General features: G+C 38.9%; 21 protein-coding genes and 1 tRNA gene. 11 read left to right on the forward strand and 11 right to left on the reverse strand.

The features are described from left to right. Positions 1-271: 271 nt before the first annotated feature. The 3 genes from BM107_RS05810 to BM107_RS05815 form a co-directional block, all read right to left on the reverse strand. A complete protein-coding gene (locus tag BM107_RS05810) occupies positions 272-883 on the reverse strand; it encodes a GIN domain-containing protein (RefSeq protein ID WP_090981207.1) in 612 nt (203 codons plus the stop codon). A 421-nt stretch (positions 884-1,304) separates the two neighbouring features. Beyond that, a complete protein-coding gene (locus BM107_RS25190; protein WP_262987379.1) occupies positions 1,305-1,436 on the reverse strand; it encodes a hypothetical protein in 132 nt (43 codons plus the stop codon). Between the two features lie 246 nt (positions 1,437-1,682). Further along, positions 1,683-2,294 carry a GIN domain-containing protein gene (locus tag BM107_RS05815; RefSeq protein WP_090981209.1) on the reverse strand — a complete coding sequence of 204 codons (612 nt, stop codon included), beginning with the start codon at positions 2,292-2,294 and terminating at the stop codon, positions 1,683-1,685. A 379-nt stretch (positions 2,295-2,673) separates the two neighbouring features. Between BM107_RS05815 and BM107_RS05820 the strand changes: the two genes are divergently transcribed. Both BM107_RS05820 and BM107_RS05825 read left to right on the forward strand, forming a co-directional pair. Continuing rightward, on the forward strand, positions 2,674-3,645 hold the full coding sequence (locus tag BM107_RS05820; protein ID WP_090981211.1) for an aldo/keto reductase: 972 nt from the start codon (positions 2,674-2,676) through the stop codon (positions 3,643-3,645). Continuing rightward, positions 3,646-4,479: a helix-turn-helix domain-containing protein gene (locus BM107_RS05825; protein ID WP_090981213.1), complete on the forward strand. Its 834-nt coding sequence runs from the start codon at positions 3,646-3,648 to the stop codon at positions 4,477-4,479. Between the two features lie 116 nt (positions 4,480-4,595). On the opposite strand, the gene BM107_RS05830 is transcribed toward BM107_RS05825, so the two are convergent. Together BM107_RS05830 and BM107_RS05835 are read right to left on the reverse strand one after the other, a co-directional pair. Further along, on the reverse strand, positions 4,596-5,573 hold the full coding sequence (locus tag BM107_RS05830) for a S41 family peptidase (protein ID WP_090981215.1): 978 nt from the start codon (positions 5,571-5,573) through the stop codon (positions 4,596-4,598). 386 nt (positions 5,574-5,959) lie between these two features. Then, a complete protein-coding gene (locus tag BM107_RS05835; protein WP_090981431.1) occupies positions 5,960-6,316 on the reverse strand; it encodes a winged helix-turn-helix transcriptional regulator in 357 nt (118 codons plus the stop codon). A 306-nt stretch (positions 6,317-6,622) separates the two neighbouring features. Between BM107_RS05835 and BM107_RS05840 the strand changes: the two genes are divergently transcribed. The 6 genes from BM107_RS05840 to arsB all read left to right on the forward strand — a co-directional run bounded on the left by BM107_RS05840 (position 6,623) and on the right by arsB (position 10,506). Next, on the forward strand, positions 6,623-7,018 hold the full coding sequence (locus BM107_RS05840) for a DoxX family protein (protein WP_090981217.1): 396 nt from the start codon (positions 6,623-6,625) through the stop codon (positions 7,016-7,018). Positions 7,019-7,108: 90 nt separating this feature from the next. Then, positions 7,109-7,834 carry a DsbA family oxidoreductase gene (locus BM107_RS05845; RefSeq protein WP_208864339.1) on the forward strand — a complete coding sequence of 242 codons (726 nt, stop codon included), beginning with the start codon at positions 7,109-7,111 and terminating at the stop codon, positions 7,832-7,834. A 105-nt stretch (positions 7,835-7,939) separates the two neighbouring features. After that, complete coding sequence (locus BM107_RS05850; protein WP_090981219.1) at positions 7,940-8,269, forward strand: ArsR/SmtB family transcription factor; 330 nt, start codon at positions 7,940-7,942, stop codon at positions 8,267-8,269. A gap of 56 nt (positions 8,270-8,325) precedes the next feature. Then, the gene (locus BM107_RS05855) at positions 8,326-8,793 is read left to right on the forward strand and encodes a DUF6428 family protein (protein WP_090981220.1); all 468 of its coding nucleotides are present in this window, start codon (positions 8,326-8,328) and stop codon (positions 8,791-8,793) included. Between the two features lie 13 nt (positions 8,794-8,806). After that, the gene (locus tag BM107_RS05860; protein WP_090981221.1) at positions 8,807-9,427 is read left to right on the forward strand and encodes a low molecular weight phosphatase family protein; all 621 of its coding nucleotides are present in this window, start codon (positions 8,807-8,809) and stop codon (positions 9,425-9,427) included. Between the two features lie 2 nt (positions 9,428-9,429). Further along, positions 9,430-10,506 carry an ACR3 family arsenite efflux transporter gene (gene arsB, locus BM107_RS05865; protein ID WP_090981223.1) on the forward strand — a complete coding sequence of 359 codons (1,077 nt, stop codon included), beginning with the start codon at positions 9,430-9,432 and terminating at the stop codon, positions 10,504-10,506. Between the two features lie 350 nt (positions 10,507-10,856). Here arsB and BM107_RS05870 read toward each other — a convergent pair. Further along, positions 10,857-10,928, reverse strand: a tRNA-Arg gene (locus BM107_RS05870). A gap of 204 nt (positions 10,929-11,132) precedes the next feature. Between BM107_RS05870 and BM107_RS05875 the strand changes: the two genes are divergently transcribed. Next, positions 11,133-11,855: an SDR family oxidoreductase gene (locus BM107_RS05875; protein WP_090981225.1), complete on the forward strand. Its 723-nt coding sequence runs from the start codon at positions 11,133-11,135 to the stop codon at positions 11,853-11,855. Positions 11,856-11,940: 85 nt separating this feature from the next. Here BM107_RS05875 and metG read toward each other — a convergent pair whose 3' ends face one another. Continuing rightward, positions 11,941-14,049 (reverse strand): methionine--tRNA ligase, encoded by a 2,109-nt coding sequence (metG, locus tag BM107_RS05880; protein WP_090981436.1) that lies wholly within the window; start codon positions 14,047-14,049, stop codon positions 11,941-11,943. A gap of 40 nt (positions 14,050-14,089) precedes the next feature. Here metG and BM107_RS05885 point away from each other — a divergent pair, with 40 nt between their 5' ends. Together BM107_RS05885 and BM107_RS05890 are read left to right on the forward strand one after the other, a co-directional pair. After that, positions 14,090-14,989, forward strand: coding sequence for a S66 peptidase family protein (locus tag BM107_RS05885; protein WP_090981227.1), 900 nt, complete (start codon positions 14,090-14,092; stop codon positions 14,987-14,989). A 1-nt stretch (position 14,990) separates the two neighbouring features. Beyond that, complete coding sequence (locus tag BM107_RS05890) at positions 14,991-15,398, forward strand: DoxX family protein (protein WP_090981228.1); 408 nt, start codon at positions 14,991-14,993, stop codon at positions 15,396-15,398. Positions 15,399-15,943: 545 nt separating this feature from the next. Here the strand turns inward: BM107_RS05890 and BM107_RS05895 are convergent. The 4 genes from BM107_RS05895 to BM107_RS05910 all read right to left on the reverse strand — a co-directional run bounded on the left by BM107_RS05895 (position 15,944) and on the right by BM107_RS05910 (position 24,219). Next, positions 15,944-17,575 carry a RagB/SusD family nutrient uptake outer membrane protein gene (locus BM107_RS05895; RefSeq protein WP_208864340.1) on the reverse strand — a complete coding sequence of 544 codons (1,632 nt, stop codon included), beginning with the start codon at positions 17,573-17,575 and terminating at the stop codon, positions 15,944-15,946. Between the two features lie 17 nt (positions 17,576-17,592). Beyond that, positions 17,593-20,694, reverse strand: a complete 3,102-nt coding sequence (locus BM107_RS05900) for a SusC/RagA family TonB-linked outer membrane protein (RefSeq protein WP_090981230.1) — start codon at positions 20,692-20,694, stop codon at positions 17,593-17,595. A gap of 1,283 nt (positions 20,695-21,977) precedes the next feature. Next, on the reverse strand, positions 21,978-22,661 hold the full coding sequence (locus BM107_RS05905; RefSeq protein WP_090981232.1) for a hypothetical protein: 684 nt from the start codon (positions 22,659-22,661) through the stop codon (positions 21,978-21,980). A 67-nt stretch (positions 22,662-22,728) separates the two neighbouring features. Next, a complete protein-coding gene (locus BM107_RS05910) occupies positions 22,729-24,219 on the reverse strand; it encodes a SusD/RagB family nutrient-binding outer membrane lipoprotein (RefSeq protein WP_159435203.1) in 1,491 nt (496 codons plus the stop codon). Positions 24,220-24,228 lie beyond the last annotated feature (9 nt).

Genomic DNA, 24,228 nt, shown 5'->3' on the forward strand with positions numbered 1-24,228 from the left:
CGGAAAACCGTAAAGAAAAAATTATAGGCGATAAAAATTTTGATTTAATTTTAAGAAACTCCAGCACGTTTTCGCGCCTTCGAACCAATCACCTCAGGTTAACCCTTCTATATCACCTGCATATTGCGTTCAAGGCAGATGTAAAAGACTTAAAGCCAATTAAAATTTACAATCAGTTGGTTTCACATCATACAGAAATATTCTCAATACCATCCCCTTAAACAAAAAAAGCCGCCCAAAAGGGCAGCTTTAATTATCTGATTGATTTTTTTTATTTTGCTAAAACCATCGCGTTTTGTTCTGCTTTCATAATCGCCTCAGAAGCATATGCTTCTGATTTAAGACTGGCAAAGTCTGCTAATTTTACATTTTTCATGTTGCTTGCAATCATGGTACTTTGATCAGCAGTACCATTTAATTTTAATACCGCATCTTCCTTAACGATGGTGTATAAACTGCCAGCTGTAGTTTTAATCTTGGCAGTAGCACTTTGGCTCAAAAACAACTGAAGGTTTTGTACATCAAAGTTATTACTGGTTATTACAACCGATTGGCCGTAAGCTTCAATTCTTTCTAAATCTTTTACGGTGATATTAAGTGTTACCTGACCGGTTTCCATTGAATTGACAAATAAGGTTGTTCCATCAGTGGTTACCGAAGTTTTTGCAGCATCGTAGTTGCTTGTGCCTTCTACATGTTGCTTTTCACCTTGGGTTAGAATAAGTTTTACATTTCCACTTACCCAGATCCTGTTGAATGTTGATAGTGTGGACGTTTTTGTTTCTGCTTTAACAGGCTCAGCGGCAAAAGTTACCATTGCTGATGAAGTGAATACTACTGCTGTTAATACTGCTGCGAATAAGGTTTTTGTTAAGGTTTTCATATCTTTAATATTTTAAGTGCTTGTTATTGTTTTGCTATTAAGACGCAGCTTACAACCAAACGTTGCAGGCAAAAACCCGCCATTATACCATTGTCCGTAACTTCTAGACCAACGCCGGTAATTTCTAGACAAACGCCTCTTAAATTTTATCCTGATCTTCCTTAACGCTGATGTATTACACCTGATCATCCATCTCCGCCACTCATTTAAGGTATATGATTTAACTGCAGGAAGATTTAATGCGCAAAAAATTGCATTGGAAGAAAAACTTGAATCTGGCGGGAAGTATACGGTTTGCCCAACCTGCTGATTCCTTCCAATGAATTTTTGCAGGGCTATTTTCATTGCATCGTTCCATATGCCAAAAGTTCAGGAGCCTCCATGACGGATGAAATGGGGATCTTAAAAGTAAAAAACGTTGTTAAATTACTACTTCTGGCAATGCATCCTTGATATCAACACTTGTAGAGGTTGCCCTAACAACTTTTAGCTTCTTTTGGGCGAATGTAGTGGTTACTGAGAAAAGGAGCAAGAATAGAATAGCGCGTTTCATTTTTCAATTCGTTTTAAGGTTCAGGATTTGGAACAAGACTCCCGAAGACGTCAGAACGTTGCAGGTAATCAAAATAATAATCACCTTCTAAAAACAAGATTACGAAGTAGAACTGAGAACAACCTATAGCCATTTTTAAACATGCGGTCAGTATGATTTCGCATAATACAGCAATATTCCTGAATCCTCCCTTTAAACAAAAAAAGCCGCCCCAAAGGGCAGCTTTACTAATCTGATTGATATTTTCTATTTTGCTAAAACCATAGCGTTTTGCTCTGCTTTCATAATTGCCTCAGAAGCATATGCTTCTGATTTAAGACTGGCAAAGTCTGCTAATTTTACATTTTTCATATTGCTTGCAATCATGGTACTTTGATCAGCAGTACCATTTAATTTTAATACCGCATCTTCCTTAACGATGGTGTATAAACTGCCAGCGGTAGTTTTAATCTTGGCAGTAGCACTTTGGCTCAAAAACAACTGAAGGTTTTGTACATCAAAGTTATTACTGGTTATTACAACCGATTGGCCGTAAGCTTCAATTCTTTCTAAATCTTTTACGGTGATATTAAGTGTTACCTGACCGGTTTCCATTGAATTGACAAATAAGGTTGTTCCATCAGTGGTTACCGAAGTTTTTGCAGCATCGTAGTTGCTTGCCCCTTCTACATGTTGCTTTTCGCCTTGCGTTAGGATAAGTTTTACATTTCCACTTACCCAGATCCTGTTGAATGTTGATAGTGTGGACGTTTTTGTTTCTGCTTTAACAGGCTCAGCGGCAAAAGTTACCATTGCTGATGAAGTGAATACTACTGCTGTTAATACTGCTGCGAATAAGGTTTTTGTTAAGGTTTTCATATCTTTAATATTTTAAGTGCTTGTTATTGTTTTGTTATTAAGACGCTGCTTACCACCAAACGTTGCAGGCAAAAACCCGCCATTATACCATTGTCCGTAACTTCTAGACCAACGCCGGTAATTTCTAGACAAACGCCTCTTAAATTTTATCCTTATCTTCCTTAACGCTGATGTATTTACACCTGATCATCCATCTCCGCCACTCATTAGGTTATATGATATTAATCATTTGGCATTCACATATCATGAATAACGCGATTGTATAACTACTGGTGATGTAAATCTCTCATTCGCTATAAAGCACGGATGAGCTACAGAAGCAAATTAATTGAGCCGTACAAGCAATTTGATTGAGGGTTTGATCACGGATATTTGAATTATGAAAAACATCAATAAAATCCAGTTAGGCCAGAATGGCCCGTTGGTATCCGCTCTTGGGCTGGGCTGCATGCGCATGTCGTCGGTTTGGGGAGGACCGCAACCTGATGAAGCGGAAAGTATGGCTACGATAAAGCAAGCTTTGGATCTCGGTATCAATTTCCTGAATACCGGCGATTTTTACGGCGCCGGACATAACGAAATGCTGATTGGAAAAGCAATAAGGGGAAGGCGCGATGACGCTTTTATTAGCGTGAAGTTTGGGGCCATCTTTCACAACGGCCAATGGCTAGGGCTCGACCTTAGGCCGAATTCAATCAAGAATTTCATTAATTACTCCCTAACCCGGCTTGGCATTGAAACCATTGATCTCTATCAGCCCAGCCGGATGGATAACAGTGTACCTGTAGAAGATATTATCGGTACAGTAGCCGACCTGGTTAAGGAAGGCAAAGTTAAACACATTGGTGTATCTGAAATTACCGCAGCGCAACTCCGTAAAGCCAATAATGTTTACCCCATAAGTGCACTGGAAATTGGCTATTCTCTAGCTGAACGGCAGATAGAAAATGAATTGTTACCCGCAGCCAGGGAGTTAGGCATTGCTGTTGTAGCTTTCGCGAATACAGCAGAGGGTTTGCTCACCGGCGAAATGACTGCACCACTTCCGGATAACGATTACCGGAACCATTTCTCCCGTTTCCAAAAGGAAAACCTGGTGCACAATCTTGAAAAAGTGGAGGTGCTGAAGCATTTAGCCATTGCAAAAGGGATTACGCCAACACAGCTTGCTATTGCCTGGGTAAAAGAGCAGGGGGATCAAATCATGCCTTTGGTAAGCATGAGCAGGAGATCGCGTTTGCCTGAAAATATCGAAGCAATGGAAATCAGCTTTACCCCGGAAGAAATGAATGCATTAAACACTACTTTTGCAATAGGGGCCATTAAAGGTGGTACCTATTTAGAACGATAAATGGAAAGTCCGGCAGAAATCCTTCCTGGTGTAATCTTTTACTCTTACCTCTCAACCGAAAGGAAACAGAAAGCTTGCTTTTGGAATCATCATACCCTGATACTGCAGGTTTCAGGTCAATTTACATTAGAAACTTCTGCTCAAACGATTTCGATGGGTGCAGGAGAAATGCTGTTGATTGGTAAAAATCAATTGGGTATGCTAACCAAAACACCTGGCGCCGGAGGCAGCTACGAAACGATTGTGATCTCACTACAGGAAGATTTAATGCGCAAAATTGCATTGGAGGAAAAACTTGAATCTGGTGGAAAATATATAGGTCTGCCAAACCTCCTGATTCCCTCCAATGAATTTTTGCAGGGCTATTTTCATTCCATCGTTCCATATGCCAGAAGTTCAGGAGCCTCCATGACTGATGAAATGGGAATCTTGAAAGTAAAAGAGGGCGTTAAATTATTACTTCTGGCGATGCCGATATTACGAAGTTTTTTATTTGATTATTCAGAACCCTATAAAATAAATCTGGAAAAGTTCATGCTTAATAACTTCCAGTTTAATGTTCCCGTAGAAAAATTTGCCCAGCTCACAGGCCGCAGCCTGGCTGGTTTTAAACGTGATTTTCAAAAAGCTTTTTGCCTTCCGCCTCGCCAATGGTTGCTCTCAAAACGGCTGGATACTGCAAAATTTTTAATTGAACATAAACATCAAAAGCCTTCGGCCATCTATCTGGATTTGGGCTTCGAAAGTCTTTCCCATTTTTCACATGCCTTTAAAAAGAAATTCGGACTAGCGCCAAGTGAGGTTATTCACATCGAAACAGTAAAAAAAGCATAATCTCCATGCATTAAGAGCGTGGTACAGTGTAGGCATTCTTAAAACGAACGACGATGATTCTTGATAGGTTGCGGCCAAAAGCTTACCAGTTCTCAAAAATGGCTGTAGCGTTGGCTCTACTTTTCTAATAACCATGCTTTAGCGGCGTCAATCACACGATCATTCCTGGTATTAGAAAGGTCGTCAATAAAAACATCGGGTTTAATGTTTTCTGGATAGCCTTTTCCGGTTCGGTCAGCTACGTAGGTTCTGGCCAATTGCAGCTGGTCACCATTGGAAAGATTAAAGGTATAATTAGCTGTGGTATACCCCGCCGATGTTTGCCCAAAAGATTTAACATTGGGCAGTCCGAGTAGCGAAACTACTGCCATCTCGCCGCTGCTTCCGGTTCTGGCATCCAGCAACACAGCGATTTTTAGTGAGTTGTTTTTAACCTTATAAGTGCTGATGTTGGCTGACTTACCCGAAATTTTACCGTTTTCATTTAGCCAGGGCTGTTTTTTATCCTTGCTGCCATATACAAAGTAACCTGCAGTACCATCAGCAACCAGCGCATTCAGCCCCGCCAGCATAGGCCACATGTTACCACCTGTATTATGACGCAGATCTACAATCCAGCCCGCAATGGTGTTTTCGGTATCTAATTTTTGAATGATCCGACGGATGGTGTCTGCAAAATGAGCGTCTTTCACTTCATTAAAACTCAAACACCTTGGTACCTTAACCCAGGCAATACCATCTCCCAGATATTCGCCTTGTGGCCGTTCCGCCACTGGCGACTCGGCAATCTGCTTCATCCGTTTTCCGGAAATAAAAAATGAGTGTTTATCGCCGGCTGCCCTTAGCTTCGCTGTATAAAAATTGTAAAGTGCCTGCTTGCTGATAGAATCGTTGGCGGTTAACGATAACATTTCGCTTTCCTCCTGTATGCTTCGCCAATCTAATTTGTCGCTATACATAGATTTATTTTTCAGTATGGTGAAAACTTCTTTATTTAATTTCACCGTAGTACGGCTAGGTGAATTGCTTTGGCTATAAACGGGGTTATAAAGTAAACCGCATAAGATGATTAATAAATAGGCAGGGATTTTCATCAGTTTCTGTTTAGATATAATTAATGTAAAACTATAAAGTATTGATATAATTTTAAAGACGCGGAGTTAATGGAAAAGGTTGCATAGGAAATGTATTAAATGGTTTTACCGGTCATTGCTATTGATAGGGACAGCATCTGAAAGCATATAATCGGATATATAAAATTCCCTGGATTGTTAATAGCACCGAAGATAAGTTAGATATTTTGATACGGGTACACCATTAGGTGAATAGGTGACTATGCAGATATTGTTTTAACCCCACCTGAAGAAAGTGATTATAACCCAAAAACTACCTGATCATATTTTATAAAACGGGAATAATAGGCTAGGGAACGATTACAAATTGACCAGGAATATTACCCTTGATCCGCAGCTCAATCATCTCATTGCTCCAATATTTTTTTTCTGTGGTTTGATCCCCACTGATGTAGCGCCTCAATTACCTTTTCTAGTGTAAAAACATAGTCTGTTGCCGTATATTCTACCAATACAGGCGATTCGTCATAAACAGTACGTTTGATCAGCTGATGTTCCTCCAGGTCTTTCAATTCTTTGGCAAGAACCTTAGAGGAAATTTTGGGAATGCTCCTTTCTATTTCTCTGAAACGTTTGTTGCCGCTCATGATGGAAATAATAATGAGGATTTTCCATTTACCACTGATCACATCAAGCGCGTCACGTACAGTCAGCATTCTTGCTAAACATTCATTTTTGGTATTGTCAGGAAATTTTTCTTTCATATCGCTTACTTTAAGGTAACTGCTTACATTTGGGTAACTGCTTACAAAATGTAAGCTAATGTACGTATTTTTGTATGAATAAAAGCCGTTCAAAATTTAAATGGGGTTATACAAAAATGGAATGAAACAAATATAGCTTCGCAACAAGGCAAGGCCGTTTCCATAACAGGAACTTAAAAATGACGGGCATAACCTATGTTTTCAATCAATATTAAGCTATAACAACCCAAACCATTTTAAGATGGAACACCTATATAAAATCAAACTAGAAAATCTATTCCAACAATCAAATTAAATCAATTAAAAATGACAAAACAGATCGAGTTCTCCCAGAATCCTGATAAAAAGGCAAAACGCATCTATTGGATCATCACCATTCTTACAATGGCCTTAATTATATTGCCATCGTATTTCGCACCGAGAGCATACCTCATCCAGACGACCAAAAACTTACAGTTTCCAGATTATTTCCCACTTGAACTGGATATCCTGAAAATGGTGGGAGCGATCACGATTTTAGTTCCGGCTATTCCAACGATGTTAAAGGAATGGGCCTATGTGGGCTTCGGAATCCTCTTGTTGTCTGCAAGTCTGGCGCACGGCATGGTGGATGGATTTGTAAAGGGTGTTGCCCCGCTTATTCCGTTTGCATTGCTTACGGTGTCTTATTATTATTTCCGAAGACTGAATTATGAAAAATAATGTGCTGTTTGTAGTTTTTTCGTGCTATTCTTCATCGCCTGTGGCCGGGAAATGCAAAAGAACTAACCCACAGAAACAAAAAATATAACGATGGAAAATAAAATGAAAATAGAAATATGGTCGGATATTATGTGTCCGTTCTGCTACATCGGAAAACGGAATTTTGAGAAAGCTTTAGCCCGATTCCCAAATAAAGACCTCGTTGAAGTAGAATGGAAAAGCTTTCAGCTTGATCCCGCAATGCCAGAAGCACCAAAATATCAGGATGATATGTATATGTTTGTAGCCGACAGGAAAGGCATGAGTTATGAGCAATCTAAAACGAGGCACCAGGACCTGATACAATACGCAAAAAGTGTGGGGCTTGAATATAACCTGGATAAGGCTTTGGTTACCAATTCAATGAAAGGCCACCGCATCATACAATTTGCCAAAACAAAAGGGTTAGGTGAAAAAGCCGAAGAAATTTTGTTTTTTGCCTATTTTACAGCGGGTAAAAATTTAAATAACAGTGCTACACTAGTTGAGTTAGGAAAAGAAATCGGTTTAACAGAAAGTGAGGTTTACACAGCCCTCACAGATCCTTTGTACCTGCAGAAGGTAGAAAGCGAAAGCTACGAAGCTCAAAGTTTAGGCGCTACAGGCGTCCCTTTTTTCGTACTAAACCGCAAATACGCCATCGCAGGTGCGCAACAACCTAACCATATTCTGCAAACTCTTGAAAATTCCTTTGCCGAATGGCAGAAAGAAAGCCCGCAGACCGCATTGAATGTAACAGCGGGAAAAGTATGCATACCTGACAAAGAATGTCATTAACCGTTAAATGACTTTTTAGCTAACGATTTTAAGTAAAAAAATAAATAAAGATGCATGATTATTTTGCATTTTCAGCTATACATCGTAATATTGCGATATAAAATTATGGGGCTTACAAAATCAGAAATATTTACAGATGAGCAGAACCAGCTTTCTGCTTTATTGAAAGCAATTGCCCATCCGGCCCGGATTGCCATTCTGCAACGGATTATCATATCAAACACCTGTATTTGCGGGGATTTGGTGGGCGAACTTGGACTGGCGCAAGCAACAATATCCCAGCACCTTAAAGAATTAAAACTAGCCGGCATCATTCAGGGCACCATAGAAGGTGTAAGCGTTTGTTACTGCATCAACCCCAAAACATGGAAGTTGTTAGAGGAACAACTTGGTGGATTTTTGGCCTCTTATAAAGGTGAAACGACCTGCTGTTAACCTTTTTTTAACTATATCAATCGTTAAATTGCAATAATACTATAAATATACAAATCATGAAATTATCAGAAATAAAAGAAATCTTAGCTGCAGCTGAAGGCGTAAATTTCAAACTGGAAAACGGTAACCCGGTACCTGAACATTTCCATGTAACCGAGGTCGGGATTATTACAAAAGATTTTATAGACTGCGGCGGGACCGTCCGCCACGAAAAAGTAGCTAATTTCCAGTTATGGGATGCTGATGATTATGAACATCGCTTAAAGGCCAGCAAACTGCTTCACATTATCTCACTTTCGGAAGAGATTTTGGGGATGGAAGATCTGGAAATTGAAGTGGAATATCAGGCAGAAACCATTGGTAAGTATGACCTTGGATTTGATGGAAAAAACTTTCTTTTATTGGCAAAAAAAACCGCTTGCCTTGCAATGGACAAATGTGGCGTTCCAGCCAAAAAGCAAAAAATTGAAATGGTAAATCTGGCCTCAGGTTCAGCATGTACGCCTGGTGGAGGGTGCTGCTAATTTAGATATAACGATGGAGGCAAAACTTTTCCATGCAATAGAAAGTGTGGTGAATACCATGAAGTTTGATAATATCACATCAGAACGCAAAGCGATATTACAGCCCTTGATTGATTTTATTCAACACAAACGCCACACAAAAAGTGAAATCAGGCTTAATCTGATCTGTACCCATAATTCGCGTAGAAGCCATCTCTCGCAAGTTTGGGCGCAAACAGCAGCAACTTATTATGGGATTAAAAATGTATTTTGTTATTCTGGAGGAACAGAGGCAACGGCCTTGTTTCCCGTAGTTGTGGAAATATTGAGGCAAATGGGGTTTCAGATTCAAATTATCGCCGAAGGCAATAACCCCATATATGCGATAAAATATAGCGATAATGAACATCCTGTAATCGGCTTTTCGAAGACCTACGATAATCACTTCAATCCTTCGGGAGGATTCGCGGCAATAATGACCTGCTCACAAGCTGACGGCGGATGTCCCTTCATTTCCGGGGCTGAAAAGCGTATTCCAATAACTTTCGATGACCCGAAAGCATTTGATCATACACCACAGCAGGCCGAAAAATATCAGGAAAGAAGTTTGCAGATCGCAACAGAAATGTTCTACGTCTTTTCACAAATCAAATAAATATGGCTGCAAATACATGTACCCCTGCGGCGGAACGTAAAAAACTGGGTTTTCTAGACCGTTACCTGACTTTATGGATTTTTCTGGCGATGGCTATTGGCGTATCTATTGGCTTTTTGTTTCCGTCATCATCAGGTTTTATTAATTCTTTTTCCAGCGGAACAACCAATATTCCGTTGGCTATCGGACTAATACTAATGATGTACCCACCGCTGGCCAAGGTCAGGTATGAAAAAATGGGGGAAGTTTTCCGCAACACGAAGGTGCTGGGTACTTCGTTGGCCTTAAACTGGATTATTGGTCCTGTACTTATGTTTACACTGGCGGTTGTGTTTTTACAGGACTATCCCGATTACATGACCGGCCTGATCCTGATCGGCCTCGCACGCTGTATCGCAATGGTGGTGGTTTGGAATGAACTGGCAGAAGGCAACAGGGAATATGCAGCCGGTCTGATTGCGCTTAACAGCATCTTTCAGGTGTTACTCTATAGTTTTTATGCCTATCTCTTTATTACAGTACTTCCACCGCTGTTTGGTATCGATGGATTATCGGTAAACATTACCATTATTGAAATTGCAAAAAGTGTAGGGCTTTACCTGGGTGTTCCCTTTGCCGCCGGGCTGATCAGCCGGTATGTTTTGATCTGGTTTAGAGGCGAGCAATGGTTCCAGCAGAAGTATATACCGTTTATTTCTCCAATAACCCTGATTGCGCTGCTTTTTACAATTGTGGTGATGTTCAGTCTTAAAGGGGAACTTATTGTGCAGATACCAATGGACGTAGTACGCATTGCCATTCCGCTGGTCATCTATTTTGCCATCATGTTTATCGCCAGCTTTTTTGCAGGGAAGAAAATGGGGGCTGATTATGCCCAAAGTACTTCCATTGCCTTTACTGCAGCAGGTAATAACTTCGAACTGGCCATAGCAGTAGCTATCGGAGTTTTTGGCATTAATTCCGGTCAGGCATTTGTGGGAGTAATTGGGCCACTGGTCGAGGTACCTGCGCTCATTGCACTGGTAAATGTCGCCTTTTGGTTTAGAAAGAAATACTATGGAATTGCCAAAGCATCCTGACACATATTTTCTTGCCCCATCTCAACAACCATTTCTCGCCCTTCGGACGACGTAATTGGTCATCATTTATTCAATTGAACGGATGCTGAATCAATGTATTTTATCAGCATCTGAACTTAAAAATCTTATGCAAACCTTATGCCCCATAAAAGCTGCCCGAAATTTTGCATTCCATTTGAGAACGTAACAGCCCTCGCGAAAAGTATTTTAGAAAAAACAGCCAATTTCCGACGCTCCAAAATTAACCATTCAGTATGTCGAAAAAGAGTCTTAATGTGTTATAAAAACCAAAACATAGCCTTGAAAATCAATGATTTGCGCGACAATGTTCTGGTTTGAATTTTAGGAAGTGGTCCCGACGAGAATCGAACTCATATCTAAAGTTTAGGAAACTTCTATTCTATCCGTTGAACTACGGGACCATTTGTTGGGCAAATATAGTAAAAGTTTTCTCGCAAGAGAATTCATTTTAATAAGGATCTATCACCAGGGAATTGCATTTAAATAATTAAAAAAGTTTATCTATTGGGGTTATTAAGCATTTCCACATTGCTAAAAACTGTACTACTCACCATAATAAATCATTTCAATAACTTCATCTTTGTATTATCAAATTGATTAAGAACATGAAACTAACAAAAAATAAAATCCTGATTACAGGAGGTGCAACCGGGATTGGTTTGGGGCTGGCTGAAAGGTTTATCAGTGAAAACAATACCGTAATTATCTGTGGAAGAAGAGAAGCGGCTTTAAAGGAGGCAGCAGAAAAACTACCTTCGGTTATTACCAAAGTATGCGATTTGACTGTTGAAGCAGACCGGATTGAACTGTATAACTGGATTGCTGAACACCATAGCGATTTAAATGTATTGGTTAATAATGCAGGTATCCAGAATTGGATGCAACTTAAGGACAACGATTTTTATGAAAAAGCTGAAGCTGAAATTTCGACAAATATTTTAGCACCTCTCCATTTAACAAAATTGTTCTGCCAGCTAAATTCGTTAAATACCATTATTAATGTAACATCCGGATTGGCATTTGTACCTTTATCAACAGTGCCTGTTTATTGCGGAACTAAAGCTTTTATGCGATCTTTTACACTCTCATTACGCCATAGCCTAAAGGATTCTAATATTGAGGTTATTGAAATGATTCCACCAGCTTTAAATACCGATTTGGGCGGTAAAGGTTTGCATGATGCATATCCATCAGTAAGCGAATTTGTAACATCGGTGTTTGAACAATTAAAAGATGGTAAAACAGAATTAACTTTTGGCACCAGTACAGACAGGGCAGCCGCTAACAATGAGACCATAGCTGCCTATTTTAAATTGATGAACCCCTAATACCAGAAACCAGGCTTACACCGGAATAATAAAAAAAGCCATTCGAATAATCCCGAATGGCTTCATATTTTAGTAAAAGTAAATACTACCTGATTACACTGCCTTCCTGAAATTTTTCTACAGGTGCTACGAAAGTGAGTTTGCCTTCAGCATTTTCGGCCATTAAAATCATACCTTGCGATAAAATACCTTTGATCTCTCTAGGCGCCAGATTCACAATCATACTTACCTGTTTACCCACAATATCTTCAGGTTTATAATATTCTGCAATGCCAGAAACCACCGTCCGCTCATCAATGCCCGTATTTACGGTTAACTTTAACAGCTTTTTGGTTTTCTCTACCTTTTCTGCAGCTACAATAGTGGCTACCCGGATATCCATCGCAGAGAAATCATCAAACTGGATATTTTCTTTTGCCGGAACAGCAACAACGTTATTAGCTGCATTACTGGCTTTGCTTTGATTCAGTTTTTCGATCTGGAAGTCGATTTCTGCATCTTCTATCTTTTCAAATAAGAGTACAGCTTCTCCAATATCGTGACCACGTTTTAACAGGTTAACCGTACCTGCATCATTCCAATCATGACCGCCATTTTTAAGCATTTTCATTAACTTTTCTGCGGTGAAAGGCATAAAAGGTTCTATAAGGATCTGAATATTGGCGGCTATTTGAAGTGCAATATGTAAGATTGTCCTTACGCGGTCTTCGTCTGTCTTAATCAGTTTCCAGGGTTCGGTTTCGGCCAGGTATTTATTACCCAAACGCGCAACGTTCATTACTTCCGATAAAGCTTCTCTAAAACGGTAGTTTTCTATAGATGCAGCAATTTTAGCCGGATAACCAGCCAATTCATCAATAACGGCCCTATCTATTTCAGTAATTTCCATACAGGTTGGTACAGCACCATCAAAGTATTTATGCGTAAGCACCACCACCCGGTTTACAAAATTACCCAGTATCGCTACCAGTTCGTTATTATTTCTGGCCTGAAAATCTTTCCAGGTAAAGTCATTGTCTTTAGTTTCAGGTGCGGTTGCCGTTAATACATAACGCAGTACATCCTGTTTCCCTTCAAACTCTCTTAAATATTCATTTAACCAAACAGCCCAGTTTTTGGACGTTGATATTTTTTGTCCTTCAAGGTTTAAAAATTCGTTTGCCGGCACATTATCAGCCAAAGTATATTCGCCATGGGCCATTAACATTGCGGGGAAAATAATGCAATGGAAAACGATATTATCTTTGCCGATAAAGTGAACTAACTTGGTTTCATCACTTTTCCAGTATTCTTCCCAACCACATTTGTCGTTTTCGTAGTTATTAATATAATATTCTTCTGCTTTTGGGTTCCAAACATCAAGCTTAGCATAGTTGCATAACTCTTTGGTTGCAGAAATATATCCGATTGGCGCATCAAACCACACATAAAGTACCTTACCTTCGGCATCTCGGAGCGGAACACGCACCCCCCAATCCAAATCTCTGGTCATGGCCCTGGGTTGTAAACCTGCATTTAACCAGCTTTGGCATTGGCCGTACACATTTGGTCGCCATTCTTTATGGCTTTCGATATACGTCCGTAAACGGTCTTCATATTTATCAAGTGGCAAAAACCAGTTTTTAGTTTCCTTTAAGATGGGTTTATCACCAGATAAGGTCGATTTTGGATTGATCAGGTCGGTCGCATTGAGTGTAGAACCGCAGTTTTCGCACTGATCGCCATACGCGTTTTCATTGCCACATTTAGGGCAGGTACCTGTTATGTACCGATCGGCCAAAAATTGTTTTGCAGTGGGATCGTAATATTGTTCGGTAATTTCTTCTGTAAATACACCTTTTTTGTAAAGGGTTTCGAAGAAATCAGCAGCAGTTTGGTGATGGGTAAGCGATGAAGTACGGTGATAGATATCAAAAGATACCCCAAACTCTTTAAAAGAATCGCCAATAATTTTATGGTACTTATCTACCACTTCCTGAGGCGTAATCCCCTCCCTTTTGGCTTTTAGCGTAATGGGTACACCATTTTCATCAGATCCACAAATGAATTTTACATCGCGTTTATTCGATCTTAAATAACGGGCATAAATATCTGCAGGGATGTAAACACCAGCCAGGTGTCCAATATGAACCGGTCCGTTTGTATACGGAAGCGCTGCAGTTACGGTATATCTTTTTATTTTACTATTATCCAAAACAATTTTTATTAATTTGGCAAAGATAAGTGTTTTGAAGATGATTAAGCAGCCACCATATTTAAAAAAAGGAGATAAGATTGCACTGGTATGTCCGGCAAAGAAATTACCCAAACCGATAGACCATGCGATAGCGCAACTGGAAAGCTGGGGCCTGGAAGTTGTTATTGGCGAAAGTGTATATGCCAGCCACCATCAATTTGCAGGGGATGATGCCTTAAGAGCGGAAGATATTCAGCGTTTTTTAGCTGATCCATCTATCAAAGCCATTATTTCAGGACGTGGGGGCTATGGTACCATCCGGATTATTGACGACCTTGACTTTACTGAATTTAACAAAAACCCGAAATGGTTGGTGGGTTTCAGCGATATTACGGTTTTGCTATCTCATCTGATTGCACAATGCAATTGCCAATGTATACATGCCCAAATGCCCTATACATTTGATGAGTCTACTCCTGAGGCTTTAAGCTCTTTAGAAAAGGCTTTATTTGGCGAGAAACAGACCTATTCGTATCAAAGCTTGTTTAAAAACAGGGAAGGGGAGGCAAGCGGAATTTTAATCGGTGGCAATTTAAGCTTGCTTACGATGGTACAGGGCTCGGTTTCGGAAATGGATTTTACCGATAAAATTCTCTTTTTGGAGGATGTAGGTGAACAGGAATATGGTATAGATCGCATGTTGCGTATGCTGAAAAGAGCGGGAAAGTTAAAAAACTTAAAGGGATTGATTCTTGGTGCCTTTACTGAAATTGAAGAAGAAAAAATCCCTTTCGGGCAAACTGCTGATGAGGTAGCCTGGGATCTGGTTAAAGAATATGGTTATCCGGTCTGCTTTAATTTCCCAACAGGGCATATCGACAATAACCTCAGTATGGTTTTAGGTGCTGAGGTGAACTTAAAAGTAGAGGTAAATAACGTTCAATTTAAATATTTATAAGATGGCAATTTTAGACAATTTAGGAAAATACCGCAATACGGGCTTATTGCTGCTTCGGATTGGTTTAGGTATCATGTTTATCATTCATGGTTTCCCCAAACTGGCAGGCGGCCCAGGTGGCTGGACCAGTTTAGGAGGAAGTATGAAAGTAATCGGCATAGATTTTATGCCCATATTTTGGGGTTTCATGGCTGCCGCAACTGAAACTTTTGGTGGATTCCTGTTGATTGTAGGATTATTTTTCCGACCGGCACTGGTGTTGTTGATTATTACAATGATAATAGCCGCGCTGGTTCATTTTAGCGAAGGGGAAGGCTTACAAGGTGCCAGTCATGCCATTGAATTAGCTATTGTATTTATCGGGTTGATTTTTATCGGCCCCGGAAAATATAGCGTTGATAAGAAGTAAAGATTTAACTTGTTTAAATAATTGATATGCTAATTTAAAAAAATGGCGGGCTTAAATTAAGCCCGCCATTTTTGTGGTGATCTATCTATCGAGTAAACCCAGGTATTTCAACCCGAAATTCTCACAGAACCGTCCGTGATGGTCTCCATCATACGGCTCTTAATATCACAATGCCTCAGTAGGCTTTGAGCCGAATGTCCATTAGGCAAGCAAATGTGGTTTTCGTTTGCGTAAACACCTTAACCCATTTCATCGAACTGATCAAACGAACGCTCAAAACTTTATATTTCCTTGATTGCCCAGTTAGCGAACTTGCATTAACATTCGTAAAAAGTCTCGTAACTTTGTACTGTAGAATTTTCCTTAATAGTTGATCAAACCCTGTAATACCATATTCATCTCTCTGGCAATTGCTTCTATCTCAATACCTGCAATTCGCAGTATTTGCAATTTTGTTAAGCTTTCTGTTCATTGCTTTTATTGCCTTTGTACTTACTGCAAGAAAAAAGTTGGAATGATTTGCTACCGCAAATCATTCATGTCGCTTAGTAACCTGGGTTTTGCTGTTGAGCCAAAACAGGGTTAGCCTGAGTTTCAACGGTTGGGATAGGCCAGATAAATCTAAAACTTGTAGTTGCACCTGCATAAGGAATTGCGGCAATAGATCTTGCGCCTGTATAACCTGCAGCTGCGTTGTATGCGGAGAAAGCTACTGTAGAACTCGTTTTAGCCGGAATACCATTAGGACCATATAAATTCTCTTTCGCTAAACGGTGAATATCCATCCATCGTTTACCTTCACCTAAAAATTCTATTCTTCTTTCGTTGATAATGCCTTGGATCAAACTGGCTGGAGTTGGGAAACTGTCGGCAGTATATCTATCTGCAGCAAGGACTGATCTGTTTCTAACCGCATTTAATAAGGCTAAAGACTGGGTTGCATTTCCTGTTCTTGCATAAGCTTCAGAAACATTTAATAATACTTCTGCATATCTGATGATTGGATTGGCATCAGTCCAGGTGGCAGGATCCTTGTATTTTGCGCTAAAATAATATTTAGCAGCTACACCAGTTGCAGCATCTGTAGTTGATAATAGCGTTCTACGGGCATCTGTAGCTTTCCACGACGGATCATTCCAGATAATTGGAGAGATTACCACAAGTGCTCTTCCCGGAGCTTTAGAATACATGGTACTTAATGAACCGTTTGTACCTGCGTTACGGATCGTTGAGTTTTCAATAGAGAAAATTGATTCAGTATTTCCATAATTTGCACCAACACTGGCAAATGGGCCATCTGGTGTTGCAGTTAAAGCATAGCCACCCAATGCTGTAGGAGCAGTAAATGTAGCTGATGTTGCAGCTGTACCAAGCTTAGCTCCTTCTGTAATCACGCCTGCATAATCTCCCATGTGTAATTTGACTCTCGTTTTGAGCGCAATAGCAGCCCCTTTTGTTGCTCTGGTAATTCTAAGTGATGCTGTTGATTGCGCAGCCAGATTGGCTTCGGCAAAATCAAGATCAGCAATAATTAAATCATAACCTTGCTTTACAGTACCACGGCCGTCGTTTTTATACTGATCTACCAATTCCGGTGTATTGATTCCTACAGTCCTTAACACTACACCCTGATGCGTTGCTCCAGCAGTTTCATTATAAGGACGGGCAAAATGAATTAACAATTCATGATAACTCAAAGCCCTTAGAAAACGGCACTCCGCTTCACCTGCTGTTTCTACATCAGTTGAGATTGTTCCTGCAGCTGCTGCCTCTTTTAATTTAGTAATTACAATGTTGGCTCGGTTAATAGTTGCATATAAACTTGTCCACATAGCAGTATTGTTTGCGGTGGTAGCATCATAGCTATTTTCATAAGTAATCAGGAAGAAGGACGGGATAGCCATCATGTCTTCTCCCCTCATATCACCCTGAATAGTATTGGCGGCACCAAAAGGATACCCACGGTTCGTATTATCCGTATATGGACTTGACTGCGCAGCACTGTATACACCTGTAATAGCTAAGGCAGCTCTTTGCGGGTTCGAATACGCATCATCCTCAGCAAAAGTATTGTCTGGAACAAGTTCCGTGTATTTTTTGCACGATCCGGCGAATAACATTAAGCCAATCAATGGCAGAACCCATGCCTTTCTATTTATAAAATGTCTTCTTTTCATTTTCAAATTCTTTTCAGTTAAAATCTTAAATTAGCTCCAAAAGTAAAGGTGCGTTGTTGAGGGTTTCCGTTAAAGTCTACGCCAGCACCAGTAGTATTCGTTTCCGGATCAAGACCTTTATAACCTGTAATCACAAATAAGTTTTGCGCCGAAGCATATAGTCTAATTCCGCTAACTTTTAATTTGCTTGATACGCTTTTGGGTACATTGTAACCAAAAGCTACGTTATCCAATCTTAGGAACTTGCCATCTTCAAGGAAACGCGTTGTAGCATCGCCATCCCTGTTGATAAAAGTTGATCTTCCAAACCATTGTCTTGGCGTTACCCCGTCACCAGGATTAGCAGCACTTTGCCATCTGCCTAAAATCTCAGTACCATTATTAACAAAGTTTTGATTTAATTGATCCACACGGGTTCTGTTATAAATTTTGTTGCCTCCTTGAAATCTTAAAAACACATTCAAATCAAATCCTTTATAAGTAAATGTATTGTTTAAGCCACCAAACCATTTTGGCAATGAACTTCCAAGAACTTTTTTATCCGTTGTTGCTGATAATATGGCTGATACACCAGTTGCACTTGGGTTAGAGGGGTCGTAAACGTTATAAGTTTGGTTGGTAATGTTACCTTGAATGATCTGGCCATTTCCTTTAATATATAAAGGGTTACCGTTCGCAGGATTTACACCAGCATATTCATATCCATAGAAAGAATTTAAAGACTCACCCACACGAATGATGTTATAGGTACTGATCTGATCCTGTCCTTCTCTTAGTGAACCAACAATGTTTTTCTGAGTAGTGAAAGTGAAGTTTGCATTATAGGTGAAATTATCTGTTTTCACAATATCTCCACTCAATGAGAACTCAAATCCAGAGTTAACAATATTTCCGATGTTTTGGGTAATGGTATTTGACGGTACACCTAAAGATGGTGCTGTTGGTGCATTTTGTACCAACCCGTCTGTATTTTGCCTGAAGTAATCTGCTGTGAAATTTAATCTGCCTGCAAATAAACCTAACTCTAAACCAACATCAACTTTCTTTTGAGATTCCCATTGAAGATTATAGTTTCCAATATTACTGAAACCAATTCCTGGTTGCGCACCGTAAACGGCTGCATTATATTGACCCAAATACCTGAAGTTACCAATGTTAACATTACCTACTTCAGCGTACGAACCACGAAGACGTAAATCAGATACAAAACTTAAACCTGATGAATTTTTGAAAAATGATTCTTCTGAAATACGGTAGGCTGCCGATACGCCAGGAAAGTAACCTACACGGTTAGCCGTAGGTAAATTGGAGTTTTTATCTGAACGTATTGAACCACCAATATAATACTTGTTTTTAAAGTTGTAGTTTACACGGGCAAGGTAAGACTCCAGTGCTGTTCTTACCAAACCACCAGTCGCAGTTGGCGTTACGAATGTACCACTTACAATATTTTGATTCCAGTAAATATCCGTTAAGTTTGAAATAGATGCCTGATAAAAAGATGATCTGTCATTTTGAAATTCCTGAACCAAGGTCACACTTAAGTTATGTGCATCAGCAAAACTTTTATTATATGATAAAACGTTTTGAAGATTCAATCTGATGATCGGGCTGAAAGCTTGAGACATGCTACCATTGCTACTCACACCATCGCCTGCTCGTGGATCAGTATAAATAAAATCATCAATGTTTTGATTATCAACACCTACCTGGGTTCTGAATTTTAAACCGTCGAAAAGGTTAACCTCTGCATATGCAGTAGCCAGCAAACGATAAGTCTGTGACCTTCTGATGTTATTGTCCAATACGAAACGTTGGTTACCAATATTATCGGAGATGGTAATTAGGTTATTTCCTCTTCCTAATGCCGTCCTGTTAGGCGCAATATTATAGCCTGTAACATTCGTTGCATCGTATACGGGAACGTTTGGTAACATACGCAAACCACCAAAAATATTTCCTGATAGGGTATTACTACCGGTTTGAGGCCCTGTATTATCCTGATAAGTAAAGCCAGACGTTAATCCAAAACTAAATACTTTGTTTACTTTTTGATCAAAATTTGCTTTGATCGAATATCTTTTCAATGAGTTTGCAACAATTACACCTTCTTGATCGCTATACCCCAATGAGAAATAATACTTAGCCTTTTCATTACCACCTGCAGCAGAAACACTGTGGTTTTGTTGCTGTGCGGTTCTGAACAGATAATCCTGCCAATCTGTATCTACGATTCCGCCTTGTCCATCTGGCATTGAAAAAGCCTGTGGTGCATTACCTGCAGCAACTAAACGTTCGTTAGCAATTTCGATAAATTCTTCCGCGTTCAGCTGATTGTATCTTTTAGAAACTTTACCTACTGCATAATAGCCATCATAAGTAAAAGTAGCCTGACCAGATTTACCTTTTTTGGTAGTAATTAAGATTACGCCACCAGCAGCTCTTGATCCATAAATCGCTGTAGAAGCACCATCTTTTAATACTTCGAAAGATTCAATGTCATTTGGATTGATATCGGCTAACGCATTCGATGAGGTGAAACCACCAACATCCCCAGAAAAAATTGGCACTCCATCTACTACATAAAGAGGTCCCTGACCTGACGTGATCGTATTTGTACCACGAATCCGTACCTGAGCTGGCTGCCCGAGTAAACCATTTGGAGTAATTACCTGCACACCTGCAGCTTTACCCGCTAAAGCTTTATCAAAGGATGGAATTGCCCTGTCATTAAATTCTTTAGCGGCAATACTTGATTGAGAACCGGTAACATCTTTACGGGCTACAGATCCATAACCAACAACAACCACATCGGTTAGTGTTCTTGCTTCGTTTGATAAACTTACGTTTACAGTATTAGATGTGGTTAGTACTCGAGAAATGGTTACAAATCCAACTGAAGAAAACTCAAGTGTTGCACCATTATTGGCTCTAATTGAGTATCTACCGTCGGCGCCAGTAGTTGTACCGCCAATTGCGCCTTTAATTTTGACACTTACGCCAGGGAGCGGTAACCCATCTTCGTGAGCCGTAACCGTCCCAGTGATTGTTCTTTCTTGCGCTATTGCTGAGGTGGCAATAAATAGCAATATGAACAAACTTTGTAGAAGTTTTTTCATAAAAAAGTTAAGTTTAGTTAATGATAATGCAATATAGAATTTAGTATTTTGTAATGCAAATTTTACAATAAAAAATAGTTATATAAACTAATTAAATCACGGATTAAGACATACTGATAATAATTTGTTGGTCAATTTGACTTGTACTACACGGGGATGTACATGCTGTATTTGAAATCATGTATATGATGACCATCATATCGTGAATAGTCAACTAAGTCCGCTTAGTTGTTCAATTTCGATTTATTGCTCCGGCTGCAATAACAGAAATGGGAGCAAATTTTAACATCCTAATCCTTAATAAAGTTAATTTAGTTTCCGTTTAATAACTAAATATAACACTTACGAGGACGTGGTGCAAATTTTACAAAAAAAATAAAAAAGGTTATTTTAATTAATTGACGAAGTAATCGCTGAAAAAATCTATTTAACGTATAAAAAAACACATTTAAGATTTAAACACCTATAAAACAATGATATAAATAAACAAAAAAGATACAAATACATTAAAATTGAATTAGAGTTTAGGTTTCACACTATTAAGATGCTTCTAGTTTTTTTTTAGAACTTCTCTAGAAATTATCCTTTTTCTGACAAATAGAAAAATACAATTCAAGGTGTCATAGCGATAATAACATGATCAATCTCGGGGTTACTATAAATCCATTTTGCGATATTTATGAAAACTAATTATCATTTTAATAGTTTTAATGGCATAGCATAGTAAGGACTAACAACCTACAACCTTGAATTAATTTTATCCGTTACATCTGGTAAAAAGACCTAATTCTGCGCCATTCTCATTTGGTATCTTTTTCGTTGACACAGCGCCTAAACCAACATCAAGTAGGGTATAAAAATCCATTCCAACTTCTTATGAAACGGTCAATTGTTTTAAATAAAAGGTACTATAACCAGTTAATTCTTCTTTGATTACCTTGTTGAATTGGCACCTCAAGTTTGGTTATAATTATAAATTCTAAAAGATATGCCTTATGGAAGTTTTCCGTGAGTTATTTGGCGATAAGGGGTAAGTGTCCACAGCCCTGATCAATTACTTGAAGAGACGGCGGTTAAGATAGTGATAAATCCAAAGAAAATATGAGGAATGTTAACCTAAAACCAGCACGATAGGATGCTGCTACAATGCATCGATCAGTAAAATCATATAAATCACAAAGCAAGCTAATACAGGTAAAAAGAAAAAGCTTGTAAATACAACCTCTTCGTTTTTAAAGATCCATTTTAAGAATTCGGTTAATTAATCTAAATCAATAGGTGTATTAGTTGACTTGAGTCGAATAATAGTCAAATATTTTAATCAGATCCATATCATTTTTTAAATCCAGTTTATTTTCACGGATGTATGTAAGTAATGAATCTGCATGATCGCCAAAAGCCTCCTTAATTGAGTTGGTGTCTCTTTTGAATTCTGATAGCTTATTTGCTTTATAGTAATAGTATTTAACTCTTTCAATAATTGATTTCGTTATGGTAGCCGAATTATATTCTCTGTATTCTTCTATTCGTTTCACATTCTTTTTAGCTAAACTCAATTTTCCTTCATATAAAATTTCATAATAATTCTGTGCCGTAGATCCCTTAAAAGGCTCAAATCCATTTCTAAATATTGACGATTTTGTCGATCCATTAATAATATAGCTAATCTTAAACTCGGTTACAGGAACAGCAAAGCCAAGTTCGCGGCCATCAGTATTTTTAAATATCAACTCATCTTGGAGTTGGTCATATTTCAGATCAATATCCCTTAATTTTTGCCCGTTTGATTGCTTAACTAAGCCCTTACTCCATATATCTACAAAATAAGGCGATCCTTTTAGATCAATATAACTTCTTGACCTGAGCGGCATCCCAATTGACTCCTTTAGTCTGAATACTTCTTGAGCATTTACAACATTAATTATTGATAAAATAAATAATATTAACACTTTAGCAACATTTTTCATAATATATATTTTAATAAAAAAGGAGCTTTATTAAATAAAGCCCCTTTGAATTTAATAATTAAATAAACTATGGTTTATCCCACCACACCCTATTATTAATACTATTATTTGTCCAGCCCTGTTGAGCTATTGCGGCATTGTAGTTATCTCTGTTTGTTGTCTGATCAGCTGTAGGATAACCGACACGTCTAGGAATAACTGTTCCATTTTGTGAGTTAGGACCTGGAACCAGGGCAGGAAAACCTGTTCTCCTAAATTCACTCCAAGCTTCCCATCCGTCTAAGTATAATGCGATCCACCTTTGGGTTCCAATTTGCTGTAAAGCCGTAGTTGGATTATATAAAATGCCTGTAACAGTTTTAAATGTTGGATCAGTTACACCATATTGGGCAAGCGAAGCATCAATACCTGCATTATAATAAGTAGCTGCAGAAACGTCACCACCAGAGATCCACCCTCTTTTTGCTGCTTCTGCAAGCGCAAACTGTACCTGTGCACCAGTAAATATGTATGCAGGTGAGCCTGCACCACGTAAAGTAGAACCAATGCGACTATAAGAATTAGGAATATTTGTTTGTACCTGTGTGCCAAACTCTAATCCAATAACTTGATTTCCGGCTAAAACCTCACCATAAACCGGTAACCTTGGATCGGTACCTGTACCATTATTTTTCATGATATTAACCAAGGTTTTACTGATCGCAAAATCATTACGATTAGAAATACTGTAGTTGTTATACCAAGGATTATAATTATTCGGATCTCCACTTAAAAATTTATAAGTTAATGTTTCACTTGCTGTAAGCGGAGAAGCAGCAACGGCAGAAGCAAATTCAGTAGCAGCGAAATCACCAGCGTTAGGATAAACTTTAGAGAGTCTTAACGCCATGAGCAATCTTTGGGTAGCCGCAAACTTTTTCCAAGAAGCCATATCTCCACCAAACATGATATCACCTGTTGGCCCGGCGCCACCATCCATCTGGGCTACAGCTTCTTTCAGTTCTTTAAAAAGATCTTTATAAATATCTTCCTGTTTTGAGAATTTGGGCGTAATATTATTACTGTTTAGGGCCTCTGTATAAGGTACATCACCCCATCTGTCGGTAACCTTCCAAAACACATAAGCTTTCATGATCCGAGCTACGGCAATTTGGTTATTTAAAGAACCATTTGCTGCTGCATCAGCTTCAGGAGCACCTGCTTTTGCAAAAGTGATTACCTGGTTTAAATTTTTAAGAACCTCAGAATAGAAGGAGTAGTAACTTGGGTTTAATGTACTTCCTGCGTCATTAAATGGCGACACGGTTAAATACGGCCCTTCGGAAATATGCTGTCCAAAAATTGCCCCGGTTGAGGACAATGTAGTAGTAGCATTGGTATTTGTAGCACCATTTACCTGGCTTTTTTGTAATGCGTAAGTTAACAAAGCCTTCGTTGCTGCTTTTGCAACTCTTGTTTGATCAACATTCGTATCACCGAATTCGCGAAATTTATTACAGCCTGAAGCTAAAATACTAACTCCAATAGCCATATATATATATCTTTTAATATTTTTCATATTCATATC

This window comes from Pedobacter suwonensis, assembly GCF_900111825.1.
Taxonomy (GTDB): Bacteria; Bacteroidota; Bacteroidia; order Sphingobacteriales; family Sphingobacteriaceae; genus Pedobacter; species Pedobacter suwonensis.

Excerpts from the sequence above, each read along its gene's own strand:
- BM107_RS05845 (WP_208864339.1), top strand. The coding sequence starts at position 7,109 with ATGGAAAATAAAATGAAAATAGAAATATGGTCGGATATTATGTGTCCG.
- BM107_RS05850 (WP_090981219.1), top strand. The coding sequence starts at position 7,940 with ATGGGGCTTACAAAATCAGAAATATTTACAGATGAGCAGAACCAGCTT.
- BM107_RS05840 (WP_090981217.1), top strand. The coding sequence starts at position 6,623 with ATGACAAAACAGATCGAGTTCTCCCAGAATCCTGATAAAAAGGCAAAA.
- BM107_RS05885 (WP_090981227.1), top strand. The coding sequence starts at position 14,090 with ATGATTAAGCAGCCACCATATTTAAAAAAAGGAGATAAGATTGCACTG.
- BM107_RS05890 (WP_090981228.1), top strand. The coding sequence starts at position 14,991 with ATGGCAATTTTAGACAATTTAGGAAAATACCGCAATACGGGCTTATTG.
- BM107_RS05895 (WP_208864340.1), bottom strand. The coding sequence starts at position 17,575 with ATGAAAAGAAGACATTTTATAAATAGAAAGGCATGGGTTCTGCCATTG.
- BM107_RS05815 (WP_090981209.1), bottom strand. The coding sequence starts at position 2,294 with ATGAAAACCTTAACAAAAACCTTATTCGCAGCAGTATTAACAGCAGTA.
- BM107_RS05860 (WP_090981221.1), top strand. The coding sequence starts at position 8,807 with ATGGAGGCAAAACTTTTCCATGCAATAGAAAGTGTGGTGAATACCATG.
- BM107_RS05905 (WP_090981232.1), bottom strand. The coding sequence starts at position 22,661 with ATGAAAAATGTTGCTAAAGTGTTAATATTATTTATTTTATCAATAATT.
- BM107_RS05910 (WP_159435203.1), bottom strand. The coding sequence starts at position 24,219 with ATGAAAAATATTAAAAGATATATATATATGGCTATTGGAGTTAGTATT.
- BM107_RS25190 (WP_262987379.1), bottom strand. The coding sequence starts at position 1,436 with ATGAAACGCGCTATTCTATTCTTGCTCCTTTTCTCAGTAACCACTACA.
- BM107_RS05820 (WP_090981211.1), top strand. The coding sequence starts at position 2,674 with ATGAAAAACATCAATAAAATCCAGTTAGGCCAGAATGGCCCGTTGGTA.
- BM107_RS05900 (WP_090981230.1), bottom strand. The coding sequence starts at position 20,694 with ATGAAAAAACTTCTACAAAGTTTGTTCATATTGCTATTTATTGCCACC.
- BM107_RS05825 (WP_090981213.1), top strand. The coding sequence starts at position 3,646 with ATGGAAAGTCCGGCAGAAATCCTTCCTGGTGTAATCTTTTACTCTTAC.
- BM107_RS05875 (WP_090981225.1), top strand. The coding sequence starts at position 11,133 with ATGAAACTAACAAAAAATAAAATCCTGATTACAGGAGGTGCAACCGGG.
- BM107_RS05855 (WP_090981220.1), top strand. The coding sequence starts at position 8,326 with ATGAAATTATCAGAAATAAAAGAAATCTTAGCTGCAGCTGAAGGCGTA.
- arsB (WP_090981223.1), top strand. The coding sequence starts at position 9,430 with ATGGCTGCAAATACATGTACCCCTGCGGCGGAACGTAAAAAACTGGGT.
- BM107_RS05835 (WP_090981431.1), bottom strand. The coding sequence starts at position 6,316 with ATGAAAGAAAAATTTCCTGACAATACCAAAAATGAATGTTTAGCAAGA.
- BM107_RS05810 (WP_090981207.1), bottom strand. The coding sequence starts at position 883 with ATGAAAACCTTAACAAAAACCTTATTCGCAGCAGTATTAACAGCAGTA.
- BM107_RS05830 (WP_090981215.1), bottom strand. The coding sequence starts at position 5,573 with ATGAAAATCCCTGCCTATTTATTAATCATCTTATGCGGTTTACTTTAT.